The organism is Paenibacillus vortex V453 (genome assembly GCF_000193415.1).
Lineage (GTDB): Bacteria > Bacillota > Bacilli > Paenibacillales > Paenibacillaceae > Paenibacillus_AQ > Paenibacillus_AQ glucanolyticus.
Genome location: NZ_ADHJ01000025.1, coordinates 306162 through 331359 on the forward strand (window position 1 = coordinate 306162; position 25198 = coordinate 331359).

Consider the following 25198-nt stretch of genomic DNA (forward strand, 5'->3'; position numbering starts at 1 on the left):
CTGCCTCCTCGTTCCCGATTTAGTTGTACACTTTAACCGACAAGTCAGCGAGCACCTGTCTCAGCCTGTTAATCAGTTCACTACGGTGCTCGTTGTCACGACCTACCACCGATACATACAGCCGTCCCTTCGGCATGCCCCGTTTGCTCTGCAATCCGTCGGTGATACGGCGGGAGGTCAGAATATCGTTCACCATTACGGTGTTAGATGAAAGAGGCACAATCCCGTACCCTTCCTGGACAGTTAAGAGAAGACCGGACACGCGCAGCGCGTCCAGCAGCCTCCCGAACGCGAAGCCTTCGGGTAAACCGAGGGACAGGAATGTAAGCCAACTGGTATGGCCATGCGTTTCCCAGACTTTATTGAGATAAGCGTTAATGAGGCCCATAGACATGCGGGCGTTAATCTCTACAATCGGCACCACATCCCCGTTCTCCAGAATCATGGAGTCGAAGCAGACGAAACCGTGGTAGCCGTCCTCAGCCAATATGCCGAGTGCTTTTTCCATCGTGTCGAAATAACCGGCGTGCTCCAGAAGACGGATCAAAGCTTCATCCGCTTTAATAGACCCGCCGTAGTTCTGCTGCTGATTCATCATCCGCTGAACGGAGATGAAATCCTTCTCACCATTTTCCCGGATGAACCAGTGGGAACTGAAGTCGGTCCCCCTCCTCAGCAGCGGCTCCAGCAGAAATTGTGAGCGGAGGCCGCTCCGCTCCTGTTTATCCAGATGTCCCGCTATCCTTCGCTGCATGGCTTCGCCGTCGATGAGCAGGTTACCCTTGCCCGACACACCGAAGGGATCCTTCAGCAAATACGGCCCCTGCTTCAGAAGCGTATTTCCGGCCGACTCCATTTCCGCCGCGCTGTTCGCCTCCATGCCGTAACACTTCTCGCCGATTCTAGCCAGCAGGCGGTTGGAGTAGATTTTGGAGTTCACACGGACAACCGTCTCAAGGTCAGGCAAAGGACTAAAGGGCCCGGCGGCTTGAAGGTAAACTTCCGTATCAGCCGTAATGGCGTACGGAGTGAGAGGTTTGACGGTGTGAGTCCATACCGCTTCACGGTGCAGACCACCGGCAGCATGCTTGGGAGATATCATTTCCGCCAACCCCGTTGCCTCCGGATAGCCGGAACCTACTGCCTGCAGCATGCGGTCTGCCGTTATCTGATTTTGGGTTTGATCCGCCGCAAGACGGAACATGCACCGCTTGAAAACGTCCGCTTCTGGCAGGTGCTTCTTCTCATCGCTTAAATCAAAGTGATAGCGACTTCGAAAGGAAAATCCTAACCCGGCCAGGTATTCATACAGTTCTGGATCGATTTGACACCGGCTGTAGAGGATATCGTCCGGTCCGCAAAATGGAAATAGCAGCTCGTCCATACAGAGAACTATGGATTCCCGTTCTCTATCCGGCATAGCGGGCAGCCTGGTTAGATTCGGATCCCTCCACCTCGTTTCGGGATCGAATGTACCCATTACGATGGTTGGCATCAAGCCGGCCTCACTTCTGGACATCTTCGTATAAAGATAACTCCTGAGGCTGGCAGCTTTTCAGGAAAGTCATAAAGGTGTCGATCGACTGGAGATGCTCGTAATCGAATTGGTCATAGTCAATGACAACGTTCAACTGTTCCTCGACTTTAAGCATAAACTGGATCATTTGGAGTGAATCGAGGCCAATATCGTTGTTCAGTTCCGTGGTAGGGGACAGAATTTGGCGAAGTTCCGGTTGGTCTTCCTTAATAGCGCACAAAATGTCTACGATTTTATCGTACATGACTACACTCCTTTAAAGTGATAATGTGTGAGGGTACAACCGATCCTTACGTTTAGAGAATGCCATTCAAATCTAACCTGACTTAGACGCCCCTCCCTTTTCCATAGTTACAATTATTATGCTCACCATGCCAATTTCTGTCAATGATAAATACCGTTGCGTTGCTGACTTTCAACAATTACTGCCGGAGTAATACAGACACGGCGGTCCTCATGCACCAGCTAATATATATGCGTTGTTCCAATAGGCAATTCATACGAATGCACGCAAAATCTACATGTCACCTTCCCGTCTACCATAACGGCAGCCGCCAATATTCTATATTTTCTTTCTCAACATGTGGAGATGATCCTGCAAATCAGCCTCCATGATCTGTATACCGGGCTCCTGCGAAGGCTTCATTTTATCGTCAAGCCTTCGCATAAGCACTTCAGCAGCTGGAAGCACAGCGACTCCCTTTGACTGTGTCTTTTTTGTCCGCCATCGCATCAACAATTAACCTAAATTGCATTTGGATTCCCTCCTCGTATTTATGCTTCTTATACCTGGAGTGTTTCAGCACGCAGTTTCGCGGCAAGCAGCGAAACCCAACCGAAAGCAACCATTCCGGCGCTGCCCATAATAACGCCAATCCAAGCACTGTTCATCGAACCTACTATGATGAGCACAGGCGCAAGAATGCAAGATGCAATGCAATAGAAGCTCCAACCACGCTCGCCTTGTGAAGCAAACCGACGTGCAAAGACCATATTGGCCACGATCAGGCAAATAAAGGCGGTAAAAAAAGCTGCCGAGTGAAGGGCTGCCTGGCCGCTCATCGATGTCGGCGCTTCTGCGGGCGCACCCGGAGGAAAGCTGAGCCCAGGGTCTGGTCGAAACAGACCCGCCATCATCATGCCAATCCCATAGATTCCAATAAGCAGAGCCCCCCATGTACCTCCCTGGAATCCACGAAGTAAACGGCGCACGCCAATCGCCGCACATACAGCAAGCAATCCAGTAATGAAGAAATTAGCGCTCTGGACCCATCCCGCATCCCCCAAAGTAAGAGTACTAATAGCGTGGAACCTGATATCGAATCCCGTACGCGTAAACAATTGAATAATAGCTACTACATAGAACAACGGGGTGGATATAACTCCACCTATCAGAAGCATACGAATCACCTTATAATTTTGCTTGTTTATCATCATCATGATCTTCTTCCTCCTTAATTTTCCTTTTTACCTACGCAGAATGAACTTCTCCGTTATATAGACAACGAACAAGAGCAGGTCTAATCGACATTCCTCCATTCTTTTTTTGCGATTTTAATGGAATGGCTCGTTAACGATGTTCTATCGCTGTACAAAAAACAAGCCCTGCTAAGAGCAAGGCTTGCTGTAGGATGAGTTTCCTCTAAAATACTACTTCGCAGGCATATCGAGAGATGTAAACCGGGTCAGCCGTACAGCTTCTCTCTAGCCTGAAGTGAATCACTTATTATTTATGGTGAATTTTTTTACATTATCCTCCAGTTCAGTGGACAGTGCCTTGAGCTGAGACAGATAATCTGCCAAGTCATCAATCGTAGCCAATTGCTCCTCAGCAGCCGCAGACACGTCTTGAGTAATGGCTGCATTTTCTTCAGTAATCGCTGATATATTGGTAAAGACGTCCGTAAGTGCATACCGCTTTTCTTCCATCAACTGGATATGAACATCTACCTCGCTTGTTTTATCCACTTGGCTGTCAACGGAGACCATAATGTCGTTAAAGATCGATTCCGTTTCCCGTACAGCCGTTTCTTGATCCCTGAAGAGCTCACGGGATGTGCCGATAGCCTGAACTGCCGCACCTACCTGACTGTTTACGTTTGAAATAATGTAGCTAATACTGTTCACCGCGGAAGCTGATTGCTCAGCAAGCTTGCGGATCTCGGCAGCTACAACGGAGAATCCACGCCCATGCTCGCCTGCTCTGGAGGCCTCGATCGAAGCGTTTAGGGCCAGCAGGTTGGTCTGTCTGGATATTTCAAGGATTGTGACAAGTATGCTGCTGATTTCACCTGCACTTTCATTCACTTGATTAATGGCCAGTGCTGTTTCTTCTGACGATTTCAGCGTATTGTTGAATCTTCCTACCAACTCCTGCATAATGACAATCCCTCGTTGATTAAGCTCACCCGTATGTCGAGCAATATCCAGTATTTCCTGAGTGGATGTTGTGACCTGATCGATCGCTCCGCCGAGTTCTTCTACTTTTTCAGAGCCATTCATAACAGTGTTCGCTTCTTCACTGGATGCGGTAGAAAGCTGGATGATGGACTCGGTTATTTGAGAGGAAGCCTTTTGAGTCTGATCCATGCCATCTTTAAGGTTGGACGCCGATTGTGAGACAATATGCACCGAACCCGATATCCCACCGATTATTCTCTGTAAATCCTGCTTCATGACATCAATGGCCCGAACCATTGTGCCTACCTCGCTCTTCTTCTTCAACATCGCTTGTGGAATTTCAGCGGCAAGATTACCACTGCCAATTTGCTGCAGATAATGGACAGCAGCATGAATCGGCTTGGTAATCGCGCCGGATACAATCAACGAGACACCGATGGCAATCAGGACGATAATACCCATAACAATGAAAATAATTCGCTGAATTGCATTGATGGATTCCACGATTTCACTCTTGTCCATGATCGCGATATATCTCCACTGGGTTTCCGGTGATACAAAGACGCTGGCTGTGTAGTTCTTGTTATCCAAGGTGATATCAAAATTCTGATCTTTCAACTTGTCGATTTCAGTAAATTCCTTCACTCCTAGATCCTTCAGCGTTTTGAAATTCGTTTCCGGGTTCTTAGGATTCGCCAGAATCGTACCATTTTGGTCTGCCAGAATGACATAGCCGGTTTCACCGATTTTTATGTCATTGATGGTCTCCGTCAGTGATTCCAAGCTTACATCTACACCTTGAACACCAACGATGTTGCCTGCCTTGTCCTTGATGGTAACGGACGAACTGACAATTGGAACATTTCCGGTAAACGAAGCATAAGCACCTGTGCGCATAACTTTATCCGGGTTATCGATAGCCTGGGTGTACCACTCCCTGGGTCTTGGGTCGAATTTATCGTTAGAAGTACCTTCCGGCCATTGAATGTATCCACCATCCTTTGTTCCCAAATAGATGTAAGCAACATTCGGATGTGTTTTGGAATAATTCAAGAAAAAGTTGTAAATGTCCGATTCCAAACCTGCTTTTTTTGATGGCGTCATCTGAATGGTCCCGTCTTGGCCTACTTCATTCACATAAGAGGTGATGGATTTATCGATCTGCTTAGTGAGAGGATGATTAGCGAAGTATTCAACCGATTCATTTACCGTATTAAAGTATAGGTTCATAGCACCACTAACTTGCTTAATTTCCTTACGAGTGGCTTCATAGAAATTATTTTCCATGTCATTCTTAACTTTTTGGTCTATCGCGAGGCCAAGTGATAATGTCGATATCAATACCATGACGACCATCGTAACCAATAGTTGAAGCTTTAAATTCCATTGCAATTTCTTTCTCATGTTGTTTCTCCTCCAGTTTCTCTCATGTTGCTTCTCCTCCAGTGTTAAACATTTATGTATGTGTCCTTACATTCTATCGGCAGAAGGAGTGGATTTTGTTAAAATTTGTCGAATTGTTCACAAATTTTTAAGACTTTGGTTGGATACTATTCATTTTCACACTATTAATAACGATATTTATATAGGGAGAGAGAGAAACATAATGAGTAATTTGTACTATACAAACATCAGGAGGTAAGACACTTGAGTAAAAGAATTTTAAATTTCAAAGTATTATTAGCTATTTTGTTAATTGCAGCCATTTTTCCATGGAATCATGCAAGTGCCGAAATAAAGAAACAGGCGTTTGATCCGTTTGAGAAAAGTATTGATGAAGTCGCAACTGCTTTGAAAACGAAGCAAATTACATCGGAAGAACTCGTAGAATATTATCTGGAGCGTATTGAGGCCTTTGACAAACAAGGTCCCGCTATAAATTCCATTATTACAATTAACAACAAATCGCTTGAAACAGCAAAAGCTCTGGATACTGAACTTAAAAAGAAAGGTCCAAGAAGCAAACTGCATGGCATCCCTTTTGTCGTTAAGGATAATTACGACGTCGTGGGCATGCCGACAACAGGCGGATCCGTTGCTCTGAAGAATGCATATCCAACCAAGAATGCATTCACCGTACAGAAGCTTGTCGATGCCGGGGCTATTGTAATTGCCAAAACAAACATGTCTGAGCTTGCCGCTTCCTACGGAAGACTGGGCTATAGCTCCATGGGCGGTTTAACAATCAATCCTTATAATCTGAATCGTGATGCTTCGGGGTCCAGCAGTGGCAGTGCTGCAGCTGTTGCGGCTAATTTTGCCGTATTCGGGCTTGGAACGGATACTTCCGGTTCGGTCAGAGGTCCAGCTAATGTTACCGGCCTTGTTGGTATCAGACCAACTATGGGATTGACCAGCCGCTAGCGGCGTGATTCCTAGCTCACTCTCTCTGGACGTAACGGGCCCTATGGCACGCGAGTGTGAAGGACGCTGGCTTAGTACTCACTGCGATGGCTGGAACAGATAAAGAAGATAAAGCAACAAAATTTGCGAAACAGCATGTTCAAGACTACACCAAAGCATTAGATTCTTCTTCGTTGAAGCATGCACGCATTGGGGTCGCAACTGATTTCTTCGGTGACAATGTCGAAGTGGATACGATAACAAATCAAGCAATCGCGAAAATGAAAAGTATGGGAACGGTTGTCGTACCTGTATCGTTCTCCAATCAAACCAAATACCTCTGGACTCCGGTGCTTGGACCGATCGGGGATGCCGAATTCAAAAGCCAGTTTGAAAAATTCTTAAGTTTCCTTCCTGCTGGCGCACCCAAAACGCTGCAGGACGTGATTGACATTAGTGAGTCTCCTGAAGTATTGAACTCGGAGACGCCTGTTAACCCCGCACGTCTGGAAGGCTTGAAGACAGCATTGGCACAAGCGGATACGCTGTATTCCAAAGAATACAAGAACATCATGAACAAAGAAATTCCGAAGACCCGTGAGGAAATCACGAAAATAATGAAGGACAACAAACTTGATGCAATTGTCTTTCCTACCATGTCCTGCCCGGCTTCGAACCGTTTTGACAAAGAAGATCCTACTTATATCTGTGAAGCATATGACACCTATGCCGCAAGTTATGTGGCATCAGCAACAGGCTTCCCTGAAATCACCGTCCCTGCAGGAGCAGTGGAAGCAGGAGTACCCGTGGGCATCTCGTTCCTCGGTACGGCATACAGTGAGCAAAAGCTTCTTGATCTTGCCTATTCCTTTGAGCAAGCTACCCATGCCCGATTCGTTCCTGTTCATACACCAGAAACTATTCAGTAACGACATGACAGCCTCTGAATTCGCTCATTCTCTCCCTCAACATGCAGGCTGAAGAAACTCTATGATACCGCTCCGTTCCATACGGAGCGGTTTTCTGTTTTATGGGATAGAAAGCTCAGCCTCACTTCAGGCAAGCAGAAAAAGCTTCCTTGCATGAGAACTCCATTTCACTCGTACATAACTTGAAGCACAAATGAGCAGCCTTAGTCCGGTCAAGATCCGAACTAAGGCTGCTTAGAGAAGCTTTTTATAAAGTTGTCTGCCTGACACGAATGGCTATTCTGAACGATACGCGCGAGAGCATATGGTTATGGCTCTCCCGCTGCTCGGAAGGAATTGCTGTTTCAGCAGCAGCCTGATCTTTCCGAAGCTGTCGGGTTTACCTCCGGTGTGCCTTGAGTTACCCCGTGGACATAGGTGAACCAAGGGGTGTCCAGAGCTCCTTGTCCCGGGTTATACGTAAAGAAGTACTCGACAGTATCCCCATGTTTCAGATTCTTCACAGGATACGTATAATTGCCGTTTCCAGTCGGAGTCATGGCTACGTTCAACTGCCCTCCGTTATTGACCTTATAGTGCAGATCAGCAAAGGTTGCGCCATTGACATAAAACAGCAAGTCATCGCCGGTTTTCTTCAGACCCCGCACCTCATCGCCAATGATGATGACGGTGGATGGTTCCGGCACAACCGTGATGGTGGAAGCCGCTGTATGATTGCCGTCAACGGTTGTCGCCGTTACGGTTGCCGTGCCCGGAGCAAGCCCGGTCACAAGCCCGTTCTGACTAACGGAAGCAATACCGGAGCCCGATACGGACCAAGTGACCTGCTTGTTCGAAGCATTCGACGGTGCTGTGCTGGCGTTTAACTGAAGGGTTTGTCCCACTTCCACCTGCGCAGTCGCAGGATTCAAGGTTACGCCGGTCACCGGAACATTTCCAGGATTCGATCCGCCGTTCTCCTTATAGACCCGCACGTAATCAACCTGCATCGTAGCAGGGATATCAGACGGCCCCGGGGAGATGCCACCGTCAAAATTCCCGCCGAGCGCCAAATTCATAATGAGATAGAAAGGCTGGTCGAACGGTGCGTTCGGATTATTTGGTGCGGCCAGTGAATACCATTGCTCGTTCGTCACTTTGAAGAAGAACTTGCCATCTACATACCATTTGATGTTGTCCTCTTCCCAGACTACAGAATATACATGATAGTCATTGTTGATGGTCTGCCCTTGAGGGAAATGATATTCGCCAGAAATATGCCGGTTCGCCGGCCATGTCCCACCGAAGTGAACGGCCCCGCTCGTCGAGCCAGGCAATCTTCCTCTCGCTTCCATTACATCGATTTCGCCAGATGCAGCCCATGTTCCGTAGGGACTGTCTTGCGGAAGCATCCACAATGCCGGCCATATGCCATTGCCTATTGGCAGCTTGGCACGGAAGTCAACCCGGCCATAGGTAAGGGTGAAATGATTTTTCGTGTTGATTTTCCCGGATGAGTACTGTGCATACCGGTTTGGATCCTGCGGGAAAGATTTCGGATCATTCAAAGCCCGAATGTTCAGCTTTCCATCCTGCACGAATACATTTTGCGCACTGTCAGTATAGTGCTGCAATTCCGCATTGCCCCAACCCCATGTATTCGGATACATCATTGAGATAATAGCCCTGCTCATAATTCCATTTGCTCATATCCAGCGAAGTCCCGCTAAATTCGTCCTGCCAGATGAGATTCATGCCGTCGATGGCCGGATTGCTCGGCGTTCCGATGACAATGTCTTCTTGGTCGCTGACATCCGGGCGTGGCGCATTGGGATTGCCAATAAACGTATAGTTAACATAATTGCTGCCCACGACTGCCACCCTTTTGCCCGTTTAATGGATAGCCGATACGGATCAGCATGTCTTCCTGGATAGGCTGAAACCACAGGCCATAGATGTGGTCGGCCCAGTATCCCCATTGATTGGCATCCGACATATTGTTATAGCCGTTGGCGGAGTATGTAAATCCACTCAGACCCGAATCCCCCATGTTCACCCACTGCCCGTTGATGTTGATTTGGTATACAAAATTGTCAAGCTCCGTGCCGATTGGTGCACCTCCATCGATCTTAGGCAGCGGTACGCCGATAGCGCCGTTCGCATCTGCTGTAAACGTTGTTCCTTCATAAGGCGTAATGACATATGAATTCCTTACAGGCTCATTAAACGTGATGGTATACACGACGTTAGTCCCCGAGGTTTTCGATTCCAGTTTGACGTTAATCGACTCCGTTACGTTAAACCAGTACCCGCCGCCTCCATCAGTGAAATGTCCGAAGTTCTGATCGTAAATCCAGCCGCTGGCAGCGTTGTTGTCGATATCAATCCACGTGCTGCTGTTGACTGGCTTTACGTACACCTTCAGATCATCTGCGACAGCTTCATATGTCACAGCCGGATCGTTATTGAACGTTGGGTAAGTAAAACCGGCTCCACCCGTGAAGCTTGCTGTAATCTGTGGCCCTTGCGTAGGTACCATGGCTGTAATCGTGGTTTTGTTAATGTTCTGAAACACAAGCGTGTAATTCAATGTGACTCCATTCGCCTTGGAGTACAGCTGAATCTCGGTCGTTGCCGAGAGAGTGAACCAATATCCTGTAAAACCGCCATCACTCCAGTGTCCCCAGTTCTGGTTATAGATAAAGCTGCTGACACTGTCAATATCGACCCAGTTTGCGCCTACTTTTACTTTGACGCCAACGTCCTGGGCAACATCATTCCAGGTGGCGGTGCCCCCGTTGAATTTGGGCATAACAAAACCGTAGCTGGCCTGTCCCACCCCTGATTTGGAGATAATGGGTCCGTCTGCTGCTGAGAAGTAATCCATAGAGGTAACCGTGGTGGCTGCCGCCTCCGCGCCGTGAACCTGGGCAGGCTGCCACAGGCTTACACTTGCGAGGACCCCTATTGCTAAGAATAAACATAATGCTTTTTGCATAAACCGTCTTTCCATCGTGCGAGAACGCCTCATAAATACCCTCCCTTAATCTGATAGATTCTCAATCTCTGCGCATTCAGGAAAACGCTTACAGATGAGATCCTCTTCATTCTATCGAATTCGGAATCAGATAAACAGGTACCATTTTTTGGGTTCAGGCCTCTTATTTTGGCTATCTACAATATGCGAAAGAACCTTTGTGCCAACTCATGTGGATTTGATATACTGAACTTCTACGAATCTATCAGATCCAATAACAAGATATCGAAAGAGGTTGAGCATATGGAAAAGGCTACTTTTGCAGGCGGATGCTTCTGGTGTATGGTTACGCCCTTTGAGGAGCTGCCCGGCATTCATGGCATTGTATCAGGGTATACAGGGGGTTCCGTAACGAATCCAACCTATGAAGAGGTTAAGAAGGGAACAACCGGACACTACGAAGTGGTAGAAATCACGTTTGATCCCGAAGTATTTCCTTATGAGAAGCTGCTTGAACTCTACTGGCCACAAATCAATCCGACCGATCCTGAAGGCCAGTTTCACGACCGGGGCAGTCAGTATCGAACTGCCATTTTCTATCATAACGTGCGGCAGCAGGAGCTTGCCCTATCTTCGAGAAAAGCTGTGGAGGACAGCGGCCGATTTGACAAGCCAATCGTCACGGAGATTCTTCCGGCTGAACGGTTCTATCCAGCAGAGGAATATCATCAGGACTATCATAAGAAGAATGTGAAGCACTACAAGGAAGATCGCGAGAAATCCGGTCGAGACGAATTTATAACGGAACACTGGCAAGTAACGGACGTATGATGAAAAAAGGAAACGGACTCCTGTTTACAGGAAGAGCCCGTTTCCTTTTGTTATTGGATCAAGCATTTGCTTCTCCCATAATTCGCTGGGGGATCTTGCCATGGCGACTTTATTAAGCTCGGTCTCCAAATACAAACCAATGACTCACAACGAAAAAAGCCGCTATACACGGCCTTCGTCGTCAATATATTCTCTAGTTGTCGGATATTTCGCTGTTCGCCTCTTTCACCTTCGGATTGGAACCAGCAACAGGTAACCAGCCTGCCAGCACTGCCCCTCCCTGCGGATGATTGCTTGCTTCCATCTCGCCTCCGTGCTGCTTCATGATTCTGTGCGAGATCGTAAGCCCTAATCCACTGCCTCCGGTAGAACGGCTTCGAGAGGCTTCCCCACGATACAGCGGTTCAAACACGCGGGTTAGTTCTTCCATAGAAAAGCCAGCTCCGCTATCGCGTATCGTAAACCTGACATACTGATCGTCTCTGTGGCAATGGACATCAATTTCACCCCCAGAGGGTGTATGTCTGACGGCATTTTCAAGAATATTGTTCATCGCACGCTCCAATAGATGCCTATCACCGCTAATGAAACAATTGTGCGTAAAGTCAGTTGACAGCGATATATGTTTCTCTCGAGCCTGCGGGGTCAGACTGTTGATCGACTCCTGGAGTATGTGTGCAAAATCCATCGTTTTGTTGTTAAGCTGCGTCTCGAAATAATCCATCTTTGTAAACGTGAACAGGTCTTCAACCAATCGATCCAATTGAGCCGATTTCTCCTTGCATACCGCTATATATTTGGCTATTTTCTCCGGTGACTGGGCAATCCCTTGCTCCAATCCATCCAAATAACCGCGCAAGGCGAACAATGGCGTACGTAAATCATGCGCGACGGCAGCAATCACGAATCGTCGTTCCTCCTCCAATTCCGTTTGTTTCCGATAAGATAACTCAAGCCCTTTCACCATAACCTCAAAGCCGTCCCGCACTTCGGCGATTTCCGTGATGCTGGACGTGGGCAGCAATACATCCCAATCGCCTTCCGCAAGTTGCCTCGCGGCCTTGCTCATCCTCTCCAAAGGTTTCAGAAGGAACCTTCTCATGGTCATACCAATAACAACAAAAGCAAGCAGCAGTCCGATCAAAGCCATCATCATCTGTACTGAAGTTGATCTGGGGAGATAAACACTCACCCTTCCCAGGAGCTGCCCGTCTTCGATGATAGAGAATTGTTCAGTAGATGACAAAGCGCTCCGGCGCTCTGGATTTGAACGATAAATCTCCGAGTTTGACGCTGATTGAATCACTACATCCATCTCGGTTTTTTGCAGATGGGTAATCAATCGATGCTGCCAATCGGGGTCCTCCCATTGGTCCGAGTTTGCTTCAATCATATGAATCGTTTCGGTTATTTGCCGCTGCAGCTCCTCGTTTAACCGATGGCTTTTTGAGATGCTAAGCGTTTGCGTCTCGACAAAGTTAGCGGTGAGAAAGAATATCCACGGCACTGTAAGCAAGAAGAATAAACAAAGTATCGTAAACGTACGAATGCGAAGCTTCATACTATCCTCCCTCAAAGCGATACCCGACTCCCCATACGTTGACCAAAAGTTGCGGATGGTTCGGATCGGATTCGATTTTCTCGCGTAAGTCGGCTCAGATGGACTCGAATAGTGTGCCTGTCGCCCACGCCACCCCAAAATTTCTCAAGTAATTGTTCATATGAGAAAACATGCCTCGGGTGCTCGGCAAATAAACGCAACAGCTCATATTCCTTGGGTGTAAGCACAACGTTCTTACCTTCCACTACGACTTCTCTTGCAGACAGATTCATCTTGAAACGGCCGTAGTCCAAGACCCTTCCCTCCACTGGCTGCGGTGAAGCAGAGCGCCTTAGAACGGCTTTGACTCTGGCAACAATTTCACCAGGCGAAGCTGTTTTGACGATATAATCATCGCCGCCGAGCGTCAAACCCCGAATCTTGTCCACATCATGGCTGCGAGCACTCAAGAAAAGGATGGGAACGCTGCTCTCCCCTCGAATCCGGCGGCATAACTCAAATCCGTTCTGACCCGGCATCATGATGTCCAGCACGATGCAATGAACGGGTTGTTGTTTGAACATGTCCCATGCTTGCTCGGTATCACCTGCGGTCATTACGTGAAAGTTATCATTCTCCAGAAAATCCCTCAATAGTTCAACGATGCTTTGGTCATCGTCTACCACAAGCACCGTATGATATACACTCATGCATACCCCACCTTTTGCATTCTAGTTTATCATTTTTTCTTCCAGAGCCCATGTGGATTTGCATTTTGTGATGAGATGTTTATGGTTTTGTGACTTTTTTACGACGTTGTTTGAGATATTCGTTTGTTATGCTTCTCCTTGCGGACACGGGTGACTTTATATTTCGCTTGCCAGCGCAGACACTGGATAAAAAAGACGAGGAGGATGTATGTATGCTTACCATTCAAATTGTGTTATTTGATGGCTTTGACCTTCTGGATGCCATTGCACCATACGAAGTTTTTTGCGCCGCTGCCATGCATGTCGAGAACGAATTAAGCGTAGAGCTAGTCACGGCTGAGGGAGCTAGGTCCGTGGCCAGCGGTATCAATGGATTGAGAATCGAAGCGACTGGCAGACTGAATCCGGATCGTGCGGGCATCATTCTCGTGCCTGGTGCATCCGGCGACGTCACGGGAGATGGCCCCCAATCGATCCCGGCTATTCTGAACCGGGCGATGCAGACCGAATTAACCGGTCTGATCCGTCAGGCTCTTGTACAAAAAGACATCATAGTAGCTACGGTATGCGGCGGTTCCATGTTACTTGCCATGGGAGGGTTGCTGGAAGGCAGACCGGCGGTAACGAATCACCTGGGGATGGATTTGCTGGGAGCAACCGGGGCAATTCCCGTATGGGCACGCGTCGTGGACGATGACAACCTCGTTACCGGCGGCGGCGTGACCTCGGGACTTGATGTCGCGCTATATTTGGTGGAGCGTGAACTGGGACCGCAAATCGCACACGCCGTAGAGCAGCTGTTTGAATATGAACGAAGAGGAACCGTTTGGAGGCAGACGGGAATGACCCCTAGCACTCCTATGGTGTCGACGAGCGAAGAATCGAACATAGAAGTGAGCCCTGCGACCTCGACTCTCGGGATCATGCCTAATGACATTACACAAACTTCAGCCTTCAACGGAGATTGGGATGCTACGATCGCAACACCTCTCGGGAATATGGAGGTTAAACTCTCGATAGCGGTGGGCTCAGATAAAATTATGGGAACGGCAGTGCAAGGCGAAGAAACCATCCCTTTCGCGAACCCCGTGTTTATCGACAACAAGCTGTCCTGGTCGCTTCGAATCACGAAACCCATGCGCTTGAACTTGAAATTCGAAGTTGAAGTTGACGGAGACCGCATGACCGGAATTGCCAAGGCAGGGGTGCTCCCCTCCTCCAAATTAACAGGGAACCGGGTGTCCTAGCGCAGGGATGTCCCATCCATAATCATAGTAGAGTCTCGGGGGTTTTGGATTACATGAAGAAACGGAAAACATTATACCGTTTGTTGGCCTGTGTCAGTATTATTTTTATTTTTTATGCCTTGGTAAAAAACTATTGGATTGATCCGGGAGCGACGGGGTTCTTGAGCCGCAAAACCGGGCTGAAGCGCGAGCTGAATCTTCCGGTGTGGTTAAATGTCATGTACGTTCATGTTGCATTTGCCTGCCTCGCCATGGCATCGGGACTGGTCAACTTTTCTAATCGGATTTTCGAAAAAAGCCGCAGATTTCATCGCATCAACGGCTATATCTACATCGTGTCCGTGCTGCTTGTTGTTCTGACTTCCGGTTATATGGCTCCTTACGCCACCAACGGAAAAATTAGCAGTTGGGGATTCAACGCGCTAAATATGTTATGGCTGTTTATCACCATCACTGCTCTCATCCAGATCAAAAAGAAACGAATAATCCGGCACCGGAACTGGATGATCCGAAGTTACGCCTTTTGTTTCACGAACATGTTCATTCATCTGATCACTTCCCTATTTCATCAGGGACTCGGGCTCGAATACGCTGCGAGCTACACCATCGGCATTTACGCTTCAATAGCGCTGCTGCTCGTTATTCCGGAAATCATAATTAGAACGAGCCGAACGGAATTGACAGATCAGATGAATAAATAGAGAGATTCCTCGAACGAAAACAACGAACTCCCTCCTAAAGAGTACGTTGTTTTCTTCTATCTTAAATTCCATTATGCGGCGATAATCCTCATTAGCTAAACAAGCGGGTGCATGTTAATAACCCAGAAGACGTCCGTCATCATGCCATTGACCGTACATTTTATTCTCTTTCGTGTTTGTTATCAATTTGTCTAATCTGCTCATATACAATTCGGGATCATCTTTGTTGCTTTGTATTGTGTCGATCCGCACTCTTTGATAAAGTGATGGAAATGCCACAAAATTTGCGTACACCTCCCTGTCCTCTTTAAGCCTTTGCATAATCACATTGTCTATTACGAAAGCATCCGGATCCATATCAGGAAGAACCTTTATTCCTTCATCTCTCATCCACCCCAATTTTTCAAGACGGCGGACACGCTCTTTATTCAGTTCCGTCCATGAACTTTTCCTGCTTCTAGGAGACAGTCTTTGCACCACTCCCGCCCCAGGTATTTTCTTCTTGACTCCATCAATCCATCCAAAACACAAGGCTTCCTCGACTGCGTCCAAATACAAGATTGCATCCGGGTTTGGCGTCATACTGACCACGACCCAGCAGCTTTTTTCAGTAAGGCTATTCTCCAGCAGCCAACTCCTCAATTCTGCTCTCGAAGTAATTGCAAGCAAGTTTTCAATTTCCATGGTTTAAATACAACCTTCCTTTTATATGGAATATACAATATGGATGCCTTGGTCGATGATGCAGTCATAAAGTAATGCGCGAGAGCAATTCTACCCCCGGCTATCATTAAATATAAAAAAAGAAGTATGACAGTGGTCTGTCATACTTCTTCATACAGTTTGTTGAGTTTGGCGTTATGAAAGTCCTTCAGCGCCTGACGAACGGCTTGGGGGGTGTCGAGAAGAAGAATGCGCTTTGCCAGCTCGCGGCATTCCCCGCGATCCAGGCCTGCAAGCGTCTCCTTCATCCGGCTGAGACAGCCGGCCTCCATGCTCCATTCGTCCAGCCCAAGACCGAGTAAGAGTGGTGCGGCCAAGGGATCACCCGCCATGCTGCCGCACATGCCGGTCCATTTATCGGCCGCATGGGAAGCCTCAATGACCGTGCGGATTAACTGCAGCACAGCTGGATGGAAATAATCGTACAGGTGAGCCACATATTCATTCATACGGTCTGCTGCTACCGTGTACTGAACGAGATCGTTCGTACCGATGCTGAAGAAATCTACTTCACTTGCAAAAAGTCCTGCCAATACGGCCGTTGAAGGAATCTCAACCATAATGCCCACTTCCATATTCTCGTCGAACGGAAGGCTCTCCTGCCTTAATTCAGCCTGCACTTCCGTCAGAATTCCTCTGGCCTGTCTCCATTCCTGCAGGCCGGAGATCATGGGGAACATGACCTTCACCTTGCCGAAGGCGCTGGCCCGCAGCACCGCACGCAGCTGCGTGCGAAGCAGGTCCTCACGGACTAACCCCACACGTATCGCACGGTAGCCGAGGAACGGGTTCGCCTCCTTCGGCAGCTGCAGATACGGCAGCTCCTTGTCTCCGCCGATGTCCATCGTGCGGATGATCACGGGGCGGCCCTCCATGATGCGGGCCGCTTCCTGGTATGCACGGAACTGTTCCTCCTCGCCCGGCATGGCCTGGGCGTTCATGAACAGGAACTCCGTGCGAAACAATCCCACGCCGTCCGCGCCCTGCAGGACGGCGGCCCCGGCTTACCGCGGCGTCTGCCGATGTTCGCCGCGAGCTCCACGCGCGCGCCGTCGGCAGTCACTGCCGGCCGCGCCGCGTACGCCTCGAGCGACTGGCTGCGCTCGAGGTCCCGCAACATGCGGAGCCGGTACTGCTCCGCTTCCGCTTCTTGCGGCCGGGCAATACAGAGCCCGGCGGCCCCGTCAAGGACGAGCGTATCGCCGTCCTTGATACCCTCGACGCCGTCACCTGCGCCGACGACAGCGGCAATACCGAGCGACCGCGCAAGGATAGCGGTATGCGAGGTGGCACCTCCGGTTCGGGTAATAAAACCGACCACCAAGGCAGGGTCCAGCTGCACCGTATCCGACGGTGCCAGATCGTCAGCCACCAGAATGACCTGTCCGGTGATTCCGGTAAGACCGTGCGTATGCCCCGGCGATAGACAGGCAAGAAGCCGGCTGCCGATATCGCGAATGTCTGCGGCGCGCTCCTTCATGTAATCGTTGTTCATGTCTTCCAACAGCGAAGCGACCTGACCGACGATTTCGGCAACGGCCCGCGGCGCAGGCTCCAGATGCTCTCGGACCCGGGCTTCCATCTTCGGATAGAAGGCAGGATCGTCCAGAAGCTTTCGCTGTCCCGCAAGAATGCCCGCTTGCTCCTCGCCAACAGCTTTCGTTGCTTTCTGCGTCAGCTCCTCCAGTTGTTCCGCGCAGTCGGCTTTAGCCTTCCGAAGTTTATGAAGCTCTGCATCGACCGCCGCCGGGGTATCCAGCTGGCTTACGGGAGAGTCAACTGTTCCGCCATCCTGCGCAGGCTTGTAGATGTATGCCTTGGCTATCCGAATTCCTTCCGATACGCCGATTCCTTGAATTTCCTGCCTCTTCATCACCCTTCACCAAACTTGCTTACGACGAGCTGTACCAAAGCTTCGACGACTTCCTGTTCTCCATCCCCGCTCGCTTCAATGCTCACGACAGCTCCTCGCTCAATGCCGAGTGTCATCAGCTCCAGCATGCTTTTGCAATCAGCGGCACGTCCTTCTCCTGTCATTAGACGTACCTCTGCCTCATATTGTCCTGCTTTTTCAGAGAAAAGCTGTGCCGGACGGACATGAAAGCCCTGCTCATTCTGTATGGTTACGGTTTGTGCAAACATGTCGTTCCTCCTCATCCTGTACGGCCTGCCCGTATCTGATTCATCCTTGCCAGGCGGCCTGCTATATTGTGTAGTTTGGCAATCAAGTATTATGGCCTAAATCGCATGGTTCTCCATCATCAGGCCAATAAGGCTATCCGTTCTCTATAAACCTCGATCAACGCTTGGTTATGCTCATCGGAGCCGTCAACATTTCCGCTAAGAAATACAGGAGGTTTAAACCCTGCTTCAATCATAATCTCGATGGATTCGGCGAACAGGGCGTTCAATATCAAGGCACCGACTACGGTCGAGCTCGGCGTGAACGGCACCTGGAGGCCCGGATGGCTCAATACGGCATCTCCTTTGACCGAGAAATTATCGATCACCAGATCAACGGCATCCGCCAGATGTTTGCCGCTGCGGTGGCGGGACGGCTGGCTCATGGAATATTCCAGTGAGGTCATGCCTACAGTGAAGGCTCCCTTCTCCTTTGCCATCAAAGCGACGTCCACCGGAACGGGATTGCGGCCCGAGGTAGACAGGACGAATACCACCTCGTCCTTGCGGATATCCTGCTTCCTCATGAATTCGGCGGCAAGGTCGTTTTGTCTCTCGAGTTCCGACGAACGTACCGCGCCTTCATGCAGCATCAGCTTCTCTATAAGAATCGGAGATATCGGCACGAGTCCGCCTGCCCGGTAGAAGACTTCCTCTGTCAAGATATGCGAATGCCCGCAGCCGAACAAATGAATGATACCGCCCTGCTGTATACAATACGCCACCTTCTCCGCAGCTTCACGGATCGGCTTGGCCTGTTCGGTTCGGACTTTGTCAAACAACTTGCCGATTATATCAAAATAGGTGTTCATCATGATCGCTTTCACCTCGTTGTTCGTGTATTCATTTGTGCTTATTGCAGTCTCGTAATCGGATCGTATCGAATCGGACCGGTTCGGCTCATAACGCCTTTTTCGCCCGGAGAACCATTTCAGCCATGACATCCAGGCTCCGCTGGATAATCCGCTCACCCTTTTCCCTTGTTGCCAGGGTTGCATCACCGAGTACGGCGGAGGCCGTCATCTCCTCCCACGGTGTAGGCGTGAAATCCGCATCGAATGGGATGTGCGGAGCACCGTCGATGGCCTTGCTCATGTCTACATACTCGCCCGCGAGGTAGAGCATGTAGGATGTCTCAATTTCATCGGCATGCATATAGGTGCCGTGAGCAGCCGAAGCTTCCCGTACTTCCGCTGTTATTTCCTTCGTGCCTGGATAAAAGAAATAGAATACCTTCAATGCGGGGACCCGTTCGTATAAAATTCTTGCGGCTTCCTTCAGCGCAGCGGCATTACCCAGATGGCCGTTGACCATGATGAAGATCCGGAATCCCTGCTGATATAAACTCTCCCCGATATCGGCAAGCAGCCGAATGAGCGCTTCGTTTGACACATTGATGCTTCCCGGGAAATTACGCAGGCTCCACACTTGACCATATGGGAGGGTCGGCAGTACAAAGCTGTCCGTCCGCTCTGCCAATTTGTCCGCCAGTCTGGCCGCGAGGAGATTATCCGTACCCAGCGGCAGATGGGGACCATGCGCTTCAACGGCGCCGATCGGCAGGATGGCAGCGCCAAGCCTACGGATTTTATCCTTCACCTCAGCCGAATTTTCGAGTTCGAATTTCATAGTAGGCGCACTCCTTATTTTTTAAATGAGAAGCAGCTGGCCGGATTGCTTACGAAAAATTTCTCCACCAGCTTCCGGCCGTCAAAACCGCAGCGGTTCGCCTCATCCACAAAGCGCGGCACCCACCTGGAGATAATGTATTCCAGTCCAAGACCGTGATCGTAATGCTTGTAATAGGTTTTTCGGGCGGTATCTCCACTGATGAGAATCTGATCCTCGTAGCCTTTGCGGACAAGCTCCAGAATAAGCGAGATCCGGGAGCTTTCCGGTGCATACTTGATTTTGCCGATGCCGTCAAAACTCATGTAAGCTCCCGTTGAGGCGATCTGCTCATGGTAGTAGGGGTCTGGATTGCGGTCCATATGCCCCAAGCTTAAATAGGACAGCTCCACGCCTTCGCTTTTGAGCAAATCTATTTGCTCAAGCGCCATCGTCCCGACCTCAGTATGGGAGTGGATCGGTGCTTTCGTCTCATGGTGAGCGCGTGCTACAGCGCGCAGCGTCTTCTCCTCCAGAGGTGTGATGCGGTTATAGCCTGTCCCGAATTTAACCTGACCCGCTTTGAAAGGCGTGCCTTCAAGCCCTTCCTCCACTTCCCGAATGACGAAATCCGCCAGTTCGTTGATGCTTTTTGCTTCAATCCACTGCGCGTAGCTGGCATAATCGCCAGTCAGTGGCTTAAGCTCCTCCTTGATTTGGGCATCCCATAGGAAACTCTTGTTGAAACCCGCCGTTCCCACAATATGAATACCGGTTTCGATTGCGATTTCCTGTACTGCCTGAACATCCCGTCCGTAATCGACGGCTGTAGCATCCACGATTGATCGACCGCCGTGTTGTTTGAAGTCAAGTACATCCCGCTTGGATTTCTCTTTGTCGTCCAGAAGCAAATCGTCCTCTCCCCGTTCCTGCCAGTAGGCCGGGCGGCAGACAATATGCTCGTGGGAATACGTAAAGCCCAGCTCCTCCTTGCTGATATCTCCATGTAAGGTACGAATAAAGTCCATATCGTATCTCCTCCACTCATTGTTAGGCAAGCAGCTGAAGGGATTGACCGCATATAGCGGAAGTTGAACTCGCGGATACAATCCCTCCTGCTCCTTTGTATCTGTAATCTTCAGACAGTCAAGCCGCTAAGACACTCCATCGTTTTTGCAACAGGATGGTTAAAAGAACAGCTTCGCCAGGAAACTCAGAATCGGTCCGATGATGAACATATCGGAATCGGCCGCCCACATGGCCGTATCCGGCACCGTCGAGCCAATGAAGAAACGCACCATCAGGAATTGTCCCCATGCCACAACAGTTGCCGTGATGAAGCCGCCCATGACGGCCCCTCTGACTCCGCCTGTCGAGTTCCCGAATACGCCCGCCGTTGCCCCGTGAAAGAACAACACAATCATCGTCGGCACGAAGATGTAGGAAACGGTATTGCCAAGAACAAGCAGCCAGATGATGGCACCCGCAAAAGCTCCCAGGAAACCGAGAACGACCGCATTCGGCGCATAAGCGTATACAACAGGTGCATCCAGTGCAGGTTTAGCGCCCGGTACCAGTTTGGTAGCAATTCCGTTGAAGGCCGGAACCAGCTCGCCGATAAACATCCGCACCCCCATCAGAACAATGGCGATTCCCCCTGCAAACGTGAACGATTGGATAATGGAGTAGATTATGAAGTTCTGGTCACCCGATTGTTTAATCAGCTCGGCCGCTGCAGGCGTGCCTTTTGTCGATAAAATAACCGCTCCGATCAGAAACAAAATTCCCATACTGAGCGCAGTGATAACATTGGAATCGCGAAGAAACTCGAAGCCCTTCGGCACTTTAATTTTCTCGGAGTCATTGTTCTTGTTCCCGAACCATTTGCCGAACAAGGCAGCAAGCAGGGCAACCGAGGCCGAGGTGTGACCCAGCGCGATGTTATCGTTGCCCGTAATTTTACGCAGGAACGGCTGAACCAGCGCCGGTTGAAATGTCCAGTACACACCCAGGACAACCGCAATCATCAGAACCAGCTTCCAGATCGAAATACCGCTGGCAGCATGAACGATGACACCTGCAAAAATAGTCGAGGTCCAGAACATCATATGTCCGGTCAGGTAAATAAACTTAAACCGGGTGAATCGTGCCAGCGCAACGTTGATCAGAAAGCCCAACAGCATGGCGAGAGTGACGGCGCTGCCGAATTTGGAATTGAAAGCTTCCTGCCCCATGAAGGTACCGAGGGACCCGCTTTCCAAACCGAAAACTTCTTTCCACATCGGCTCAAATACGTTCAAGGCTTTCACGATGACATCAGATCCTGCACCGATAATAAGGAAACCGATGATCGCTTTAAAGGTGCCGCTTACGAGTTGGCTCGTTGATTTCTTCTGAAGCAGAAGACCTACCAGAACGATAAATCCAAGCAGAATGGCCGGCGTTCCAAAAATGTTGGTGGCAATCCAATAAAGTACGTCCATAAGCCCTCTCCCTTTCTAATGGTTTACAGTACTTCTTCCAGCTTCTGTTTGATTTCGTTGTTGTCAAAATAGTTATTGACGATAACAACTTTGGCTTCATGCCCTTGAAGGCTTTGTGCCAGCTCGTTGCTTGTAATAATAAAGTCGGCTGCTGTTCCGGAGGCCGTTGAGACGTCCGTATGCTCGACATCGGCATTGACTCCCATGCCGCTCAGTACATTCTCCACATTCATTCTCAGAATCAGGCTCGTTCCTTGTCCTAAACCGCATACGCATAAAATTTTCATGTTTCGTTCCCCCTAATAAGTTGTTGGATTGTCTCCACATCAGCGGCTTGCTTGAATTGTTCCAGATTGTCCGGGTTGCTTAACAGCGTAGTCAGCTTGCGCAGCATGGCTATATGTTCCGAACTCGTGGAGCCGCCGAGGGCGAATACGAGCTGTACCGGATCATTGGCTGCATGGCCAAATACAACGGGGTTCTTCAATCTAAGCAGCGAGACCGACGCTTCCTTCACCCCGTCCTCCGCACGGGCATGCGGAAGAGCGACATGGGGCGCAAGAACAAAGTACGGGCCTTTGTCACGGTAGGATGCTACCATAGCGTCGGCGTAACGTTCTTCCGTCGTTCCCGCATTCGTAAGAAGTCCTCCCGCTAAGCGGATTGCTTCTTCGGCCGTCTCGGCTTCTACATCCAGGGCAATTAGTGACGGTTCTAAAAATTTCATCTCTCATCTCTCCCAAATCCGGTATTCTAATTGGCGCTAAATTGGCGCTAATGACTGCTTTGCAATTGCTGCAGTATTTGCTCCTTCGTCTTGGCCTCTTTCAGTCTGGTCAAGTTCTCCTTCTCGCCGAGCAGGAGTGTCAGCTCCGACAGCGCTTTCAGGTGAGACTCACCGTCAATCGCCGCCAGCACCAGAATAATTTGAACCTGATGGCGGGGTTCCTCTGAGAAGGCGACGGGCTGCTCCAGCCGCAGCAAGCTGATTCCCAGCCGCCGAACTCCATCCTGCGGCTTGCCGTGTGCAATCGCGATACCAGGCGCAACAACGATGTAAGGACCGAGCGCCTCCACTTTGGAGATCATCGCATCGATGTAAGCTCCATCGATATGCCCATCTTCAAGCAGAGGTTCTGCGGCTTCACGTATAGCGCTCCGCCAGTCAGCAGCTTCTCTCTTTACTCGAATCATGCGTTCGGTAAGCAAATCCGACAGAGAAGGCTTGCGCGCTTCGCTCAGCCACGTTTTTCCTACGGACAAGTAGTGGTTAAGCTCCTCCGCAAGTCCCGCCTCATCCTTTACCGCGGCATATTTATGGACAATGTCCAGCAATGCCTGAACTGTATTGGCCTGAGTTCTTGATTTACGGCCGGCAACCATGCTGATCTGGTTCAGCAGGTGCTCCTTATCCTTGTCGCTTAGAATCGGATTCACCAAGAGAACGGGCACTTTGCTGTCCGGTAGAGGTACCGTCGAGAATATAAAATCGACACGCTCTTCATGAAATGACTCGTAATCGCGCAGCGAGAGCACCGCTGATATATCCACAGCCGAGAATAAGTTCTCCAGCTGCGATTTCAGCATCCGTGAAGCGGAAATACCGTTGACGCAGACGATGGCGCCCTGCCGCCTCACGGCCGGCTTCGTGTTCTCTCTGCGCAGCCAGCCGCCGAAATGCATGGCGAGGTATCCAATTTCGTTATCATCAAGTTTGCGACCAACCAATCGCTCGAACGGCGCCGCGGAACGCCGGGTTAACTCGAACACTTCCCTGTACTTGGTAAGGATATTTTCGAGCAGCGGATTTTCAAGATCGAGTCCGTACAGGATCCGGTAATAAGCCGGTTTCAAATGGACCAGAAGATGTTCCTCCATGGCTTCCCGGTTCGGCAGAAATACACAGGCATATCGTTGAAAATCATCGATCATCTGCTGGGTAACGTTGCCGGAGCTGCTTGAGTACCTCTTCGGATCCGGTCACCTGTTCCATCCGGTTCACTCTCGCTCCTAGCAGGTGCATTGCAAAATAACAAACTTCTTCATCCGGAAAAGAGATGCCAAACAGGGGACCGAGTCCCTCCGCAATACGCGCAGCAGCTTCAAACTCAGGCGTTCTATGCAGTACGCTTCGCTCATCCTCATCAATTGAGATCCATTGTGCTGCCTGTATCCGCCGTATATATAGCAGGAAGCGTGCCGTCAAATTAAACAACATCTCATCCGTCAAATCTACGCCCAGCGTTATTTCACTATCCGAGATCAAGCGATAAACCCGCTTCAGATCGTCCGCTTTCATGGTCGGAAACAAGACCGCGGCAAGCTCGTGGCTTTCGGATTCCTGGTTCGGGTCAAGCGCCTGTTCCCAGCTAGCATTGCCGAAGATTTGCCCGAAGTAATAGCTCAGCAGCTTCCGCTTGTCACGCTCTTGCCCCTGCACACCATAACCTCGCTTGCGATCATAGGTTACCTTGAGTCTCGCGCCCTCTATCTCCTGACGGACGCTATTCAAATCCTTGAGCACAGTTCCCCGACTAACCTGCAGTAGATGTGTCAAATGCTGTACAAAAAGCGGCCCCACAGCCGATAACAGATAAAGCGAGATCCAGGCCAGTCGTTCTCGTGGAGACAAATAGTACTGCTGTGCATGAGGCTTCCCCGCCAGCTTCGGCAGACCCGCCCGACTCTCATCAGGCAAATAGTAGCCTGCTGTCCTGACATATTGAACCGGTGGAAGATGAACCGCTTTCAACCAGTCGTTTACTTTTTCCATATCATAATAAACGGTTCGTCTGGAGATACCGAGCTTCTGCATCAGTTCTTCCAGTGATACATAATCGGCTGCCTCATGAAGCAGGGTCAGAATCCGTGTACTGCGTTCGTCCAAAATACGGCATCAACTCCTTTGCCGTTTAGTGTGGTACCTTTTGCAACTTGATTATACCCATGGGCAATGAAGAAGGGACAGTTCAATTCATGGAGTCCCTTTTGTGCAAAACTGTACTCTGC

Annotated in this window: 23 protein-coding genes and 2 pseudogenes; 5 read left to right on the forward strand and 20 right to left on the reverse strand. The window is 49.7% G+C overall.

Annotated elements, in window-relative coordinates; genetic code table 11:
• Positions 1-19: 19 nt before the first annotated feature.
• The 4 genes from PVOR_RS16345 to PVOR_RS16360 all read right to left on the reverse strand — a co-directional run bounded on the left by PVOR_RS16345 (position 20) and on the right by PVOR_RS16360 (position 5341).
• The gene (locus PVOR_RS16345) at positions 20-1519 is read right to left on the reverse strand and encodes a hypothetical protein (protein WP_006210489.1); all 1500 of its coding nucleotides are present in this window, start codon (positions 1517-1519) and stop codon (positions 20-22) included.
• On the reverse strand, positions 1506-1781 hold the full coding sequence (locus tag PVOR_RS16350; protein ID WP_006210491.1) for a phosphopantetheine-binding protein: 276 nt from the start codon (positions 1779-1781) through the stop codon (positions 1506-1508). The genes PVOR_RS16345 and PVOR_RS16350 overlap by 14 nt, the downstream gene beginning before the upstream one ends.
• Before the next feature lie 539 nt (positions 1782-2320).
• Positions 2321-2938 carry a DUF998 domain-containing protein gene (locus PVOR_RS16355; protein ID WP_160164005.1) on the reverse strand — a complete coding sequence of 206 codons (618 nt, stop codon included), beginning with the start codon at positions 2936-2938 and terminating at the stop codon, positions 2321-2323.
• Between the two features lie 318 nt (positions 2939-3256).
• The gene (locus PVOR_RS16360) at positions 3257-5341 is read right to left on the reverse strand and encodes a methyl-accepting chemotaxis protein (RefSeq protein ID WP_006210496.1); all 2085 of its coding nucleotides are present in this window, start codon (positions 5339-5341) and stop codon (positions 3257-3259) included.
• A gap of 243 nt (positions 5342-5584) precedes the next feature.
• Between PVOR_RS16360 and PVOR_RS32570 the strand changes: the two genes are divergently transcribed.
• Complete coding sequence (locus PVOR_RS32570) at positions 5585-6301, forward strand: amidase (RefSeq protein ID WP_052649288.1); 717 nt, start codon at positions 5585-5587, stop codon at positions 6299-6301.
• Between the two features lie 56 nt (positions 6302-6357).
• The gene (locus tag PVOR_RS32575) at positions 6358-7209 is read left to right on the forward strand and encodes an amidase family protein (RefSeq protein WP_138917791.1); all 852 of its coding nucleotides are present in this window, start codon (positions 6358-6360) and stop codon (positions 7207-7209) included.
• A gap of 344 nt (positions 7210-7553) precedes the next feature.
• Here the strand turns inward: PVOR_RS32575 and PVOR_RS31875 are convergent, their stop codons facing one another.
• From PVOR_RS31875 to PVOR_RS31885, 3 genes are read right to left on the reverse strand one after another with little or no spacing between them, the layout of a single operon-like run.
• Positions 7554-8861, reverse strand: coding sequence for a family 16 glycosylhydrolase (locus tag PVOR_RS31875; RefSeq protein ID WP_234972974.1), 1308 nt, complete (start codon positions 8859-8861; stop codon positions 7554-7556).
• Complete coding sequence (locus tag PVOR_RS31880) at positions 8806-9060, reverse strand: hypothetical protein (RefSeq protein WP_006210500.1); 255 nt, start codon at positions 9058-9060, stop codon at positions 8806-8808. Before PVOR_RS31880 ends, PVOR_RS31875 begins: the two co-directional genes overlap by 56 nt.
• A complete protein-coding gene (locus tag PVOR_RS31885) occupies positions 9041-10219 on the reverse strand; it encodes a hypothetical protein (RefSeq protein WP_234972976.1) in 1179 nt (392 codons plus the stop codon). Before PVOR_RS31885 ends, PVOR_RS31880 begins: the two co-directional genes overlap by 20 nt.
• A gap of 249 nt (positions 10220-10468) precedes the next feature.
• Between PVOR_RS31885 and msrA the strand changes: the two genes are divergently transcribed.
• Entirely contained in the window at positions 10469-10996 is a 528-nt protein-coding gene (gene msrA / locus PVOR_RS16380) for a peptide-methionine (S)-S-oxide reductase MsrA (protein ID WP_006210503.1), read from the forward strand.
• Between the two features lie 193 nt (positions 10997-11189).
• On the opposite strand, the gene PVOR_RS16385 is transcribed toward msrA, so the two are convergent.
• Both PVOR_RS16385 and PVOR_RS16390 read right to left on the reverse strand, forming a co-directional pair.
• A complete protein-coding gene (locus PVOR_RS16385) occupies positions 11190-12557 on the reverse strand; it encodes a sensor histidine kinase (RefSeq protein ID WP_006210505.1) in 1368 nt (455 codons plus the stop codon).
• A 1-nt stretch (position 12558) separates the two neighbouring features.
• Positions 12559-13246: pseudogene (locus tag PVOR_RS16390) on the reverse strand (response regulator transcription factor).
• A gap of 212 nt (positions 13247-13458) precedes the next feature.
• Between PVOR_RS16390 and PVOR_RS16395 the strand changes: the two are divergent.
• The gene (locus PVOR_RS16395; protein ID WP_006210507.1) at positions 13459-14493 is read left to right on the forward strand and encodes a DJ-1/PfpI family protein; all 1035 of its coding nucleotides are present in this window, start codon (positions 13459-13461) and stop codon (positions 14491-14493) included.
• A gap of 53 nt (positions 14494-14546) precedes the next feature.
• Positions 14547-15194 (forward strand): DUF2306 domain-containing protein, encoded by a 648-nt coding sequence (locus PVOR_RS16400; RefSeq protein ID WP_006210508.1) that lies wholly within the window; start codon positions 14547-14549, stop codon positions 15192-15194.
• A gap of 114 nt (positions 15195-15308) precedes the next feature.
• On the opposite strand, the gene PVOR_RS16405 is transcribed toward PVOR_RS16400, so the two are convergent.
• The 11 genes and pseudogenes from PVOR_RS16405 to PVOR_RS31895 all read right to left on the reverse strand — a co-directional run bounded on the left by PVOR_RS16405 (position 15309) and on the right by PVOR_RS31895 (position 25076).
• Positions 15309-15878 (reverse strand): YdeI/OmpD-associated family protein, encoded by a 570-nt coding sequence (locus tag PVOR_RS16405; protein WP_006210510.1) that lies wholly within the window; start codon positions 15876-15878, stop codon positions 15309-15311.
• 140 nt (positions 15879-16018) lie between these two features.
• Positions 16019-17790 (reverse strand): annotated as a pseudogene (gene ptsP / locus PVOR_RS16410) (phosphoenolpyruvate--protein phosphotransferase).
• Positions 17790-18059: an HPr family phosphocarrier protein gene (locus PVOR_RS16415; protein ID WP_006210512.1), complete on the reverse strand. Its 270-nt coding sequence runs from the start codon at positions 18057-18059 to the stop codon at positions 17790-17792. The pseudogene ptsP and the gene PVOR_RS16415 overlap by 1 nt, the downstream one beginning before the upstream one ends.
• A 119-nt stretch (positions 18060-18178) precedes the next feature.
• Positions 18179-18913 (reverse strand): SIS domain-containing protein, encoded by a 735-nt coding sequence (locus PVOR_RS16420; protein ID WP_006210513.1) that lies wholly within the window; start codon positions 18911-18913, stop codon positions 18179-18181.
• A gap of 85 nt (positions 18914-18998) precedes the next feature.
• The gene (locus tag PVOR_RS16425; protein ID WP_006210515.1) at positions 18999-19727 is read right to left on the reverse strand and encodes a creatininase family protein; all 729 of its coding nucleotides are present in this window, start codon (positions 19725-19727) and stop codon (positions 18999-19001) included.
• A 14-nt stretch (positions 19728-19741) separates the two neighbouring features.
• Positions 19742-20734 (reverse strand): phosphotriesterase family protein, encoded by a 993-nt coding sequence (locus PVOR_RS16430; protein WP_006210516.1) that lies wholly within the window; start codon positions 20732-20734, stop codon positions 19742-19744.
• A gap of 159 nt (positions 20735-20893) precedes the next feature.
• Positions 20894-22189 (reverse strand): PTS ascorbate transporter subunit IIC, encoded by a 1296-nt coding sequence (locus PVOR_RS16435; protein ID WP_006210517.1) that lies wholly within the window; start codon positions 22187-22189, stop codon positions 20894-20896.
• A gap of 23 nt (positions 22190-22212) precedes the next feature.
• Positions 22213-22476, reverse strand: coding sequence for a PTS sugar transporter subunit IIB (locus PVOR_RS16440; RefSeq protein ID WP_006210518.1), 264 nt, complete (start codon positions 22474-22476; stop codon positions 22213-22215).
• The gene (locus PVOR_RS16445) at positions 22473-22916 is read right to left on the reverse strand and encodes a PTS sugar transporter subunit IIA (RefSeq protein ID WP_006210519.1); all 444 of its coding nucleotides are present in this window, start codon (positions 22914-22916) and stop codon (positions 22473-22475) included. Before PVOR_RS16445 ends, PVOR_RS16440 begins: the two co-directional genes overlap by 4 nt.
• Positions 22917-22963: 47 nt before the next feature.
• On the reverse strand, positions 22964-24121 hold the full coding sequence (locus tag PVOR_RS31890; RefSeq protein WP_234972988.1) for a BglG family transcription antiterminator: 1158 nt from the start codon (positions 24119-24121) through the stop codon (positions 22964-22966).
• Complete coding sequence (locus PVOR_RS31895; protein ID WP_234972989.1) at positions 24111-25076, reverse strand: BglG family transcription antiterminator; 966 nt, start codon at positions 25074-25076, stop codon at positions 24111-24113. The genes PVOR_RS31890 and PVOR_RS31895 overlap by 11 nt, the downstream gene beginning before the upstream one ends.
• Between the last annotated feature and the right edge of the window lie 122 nt (positions 25077-25198).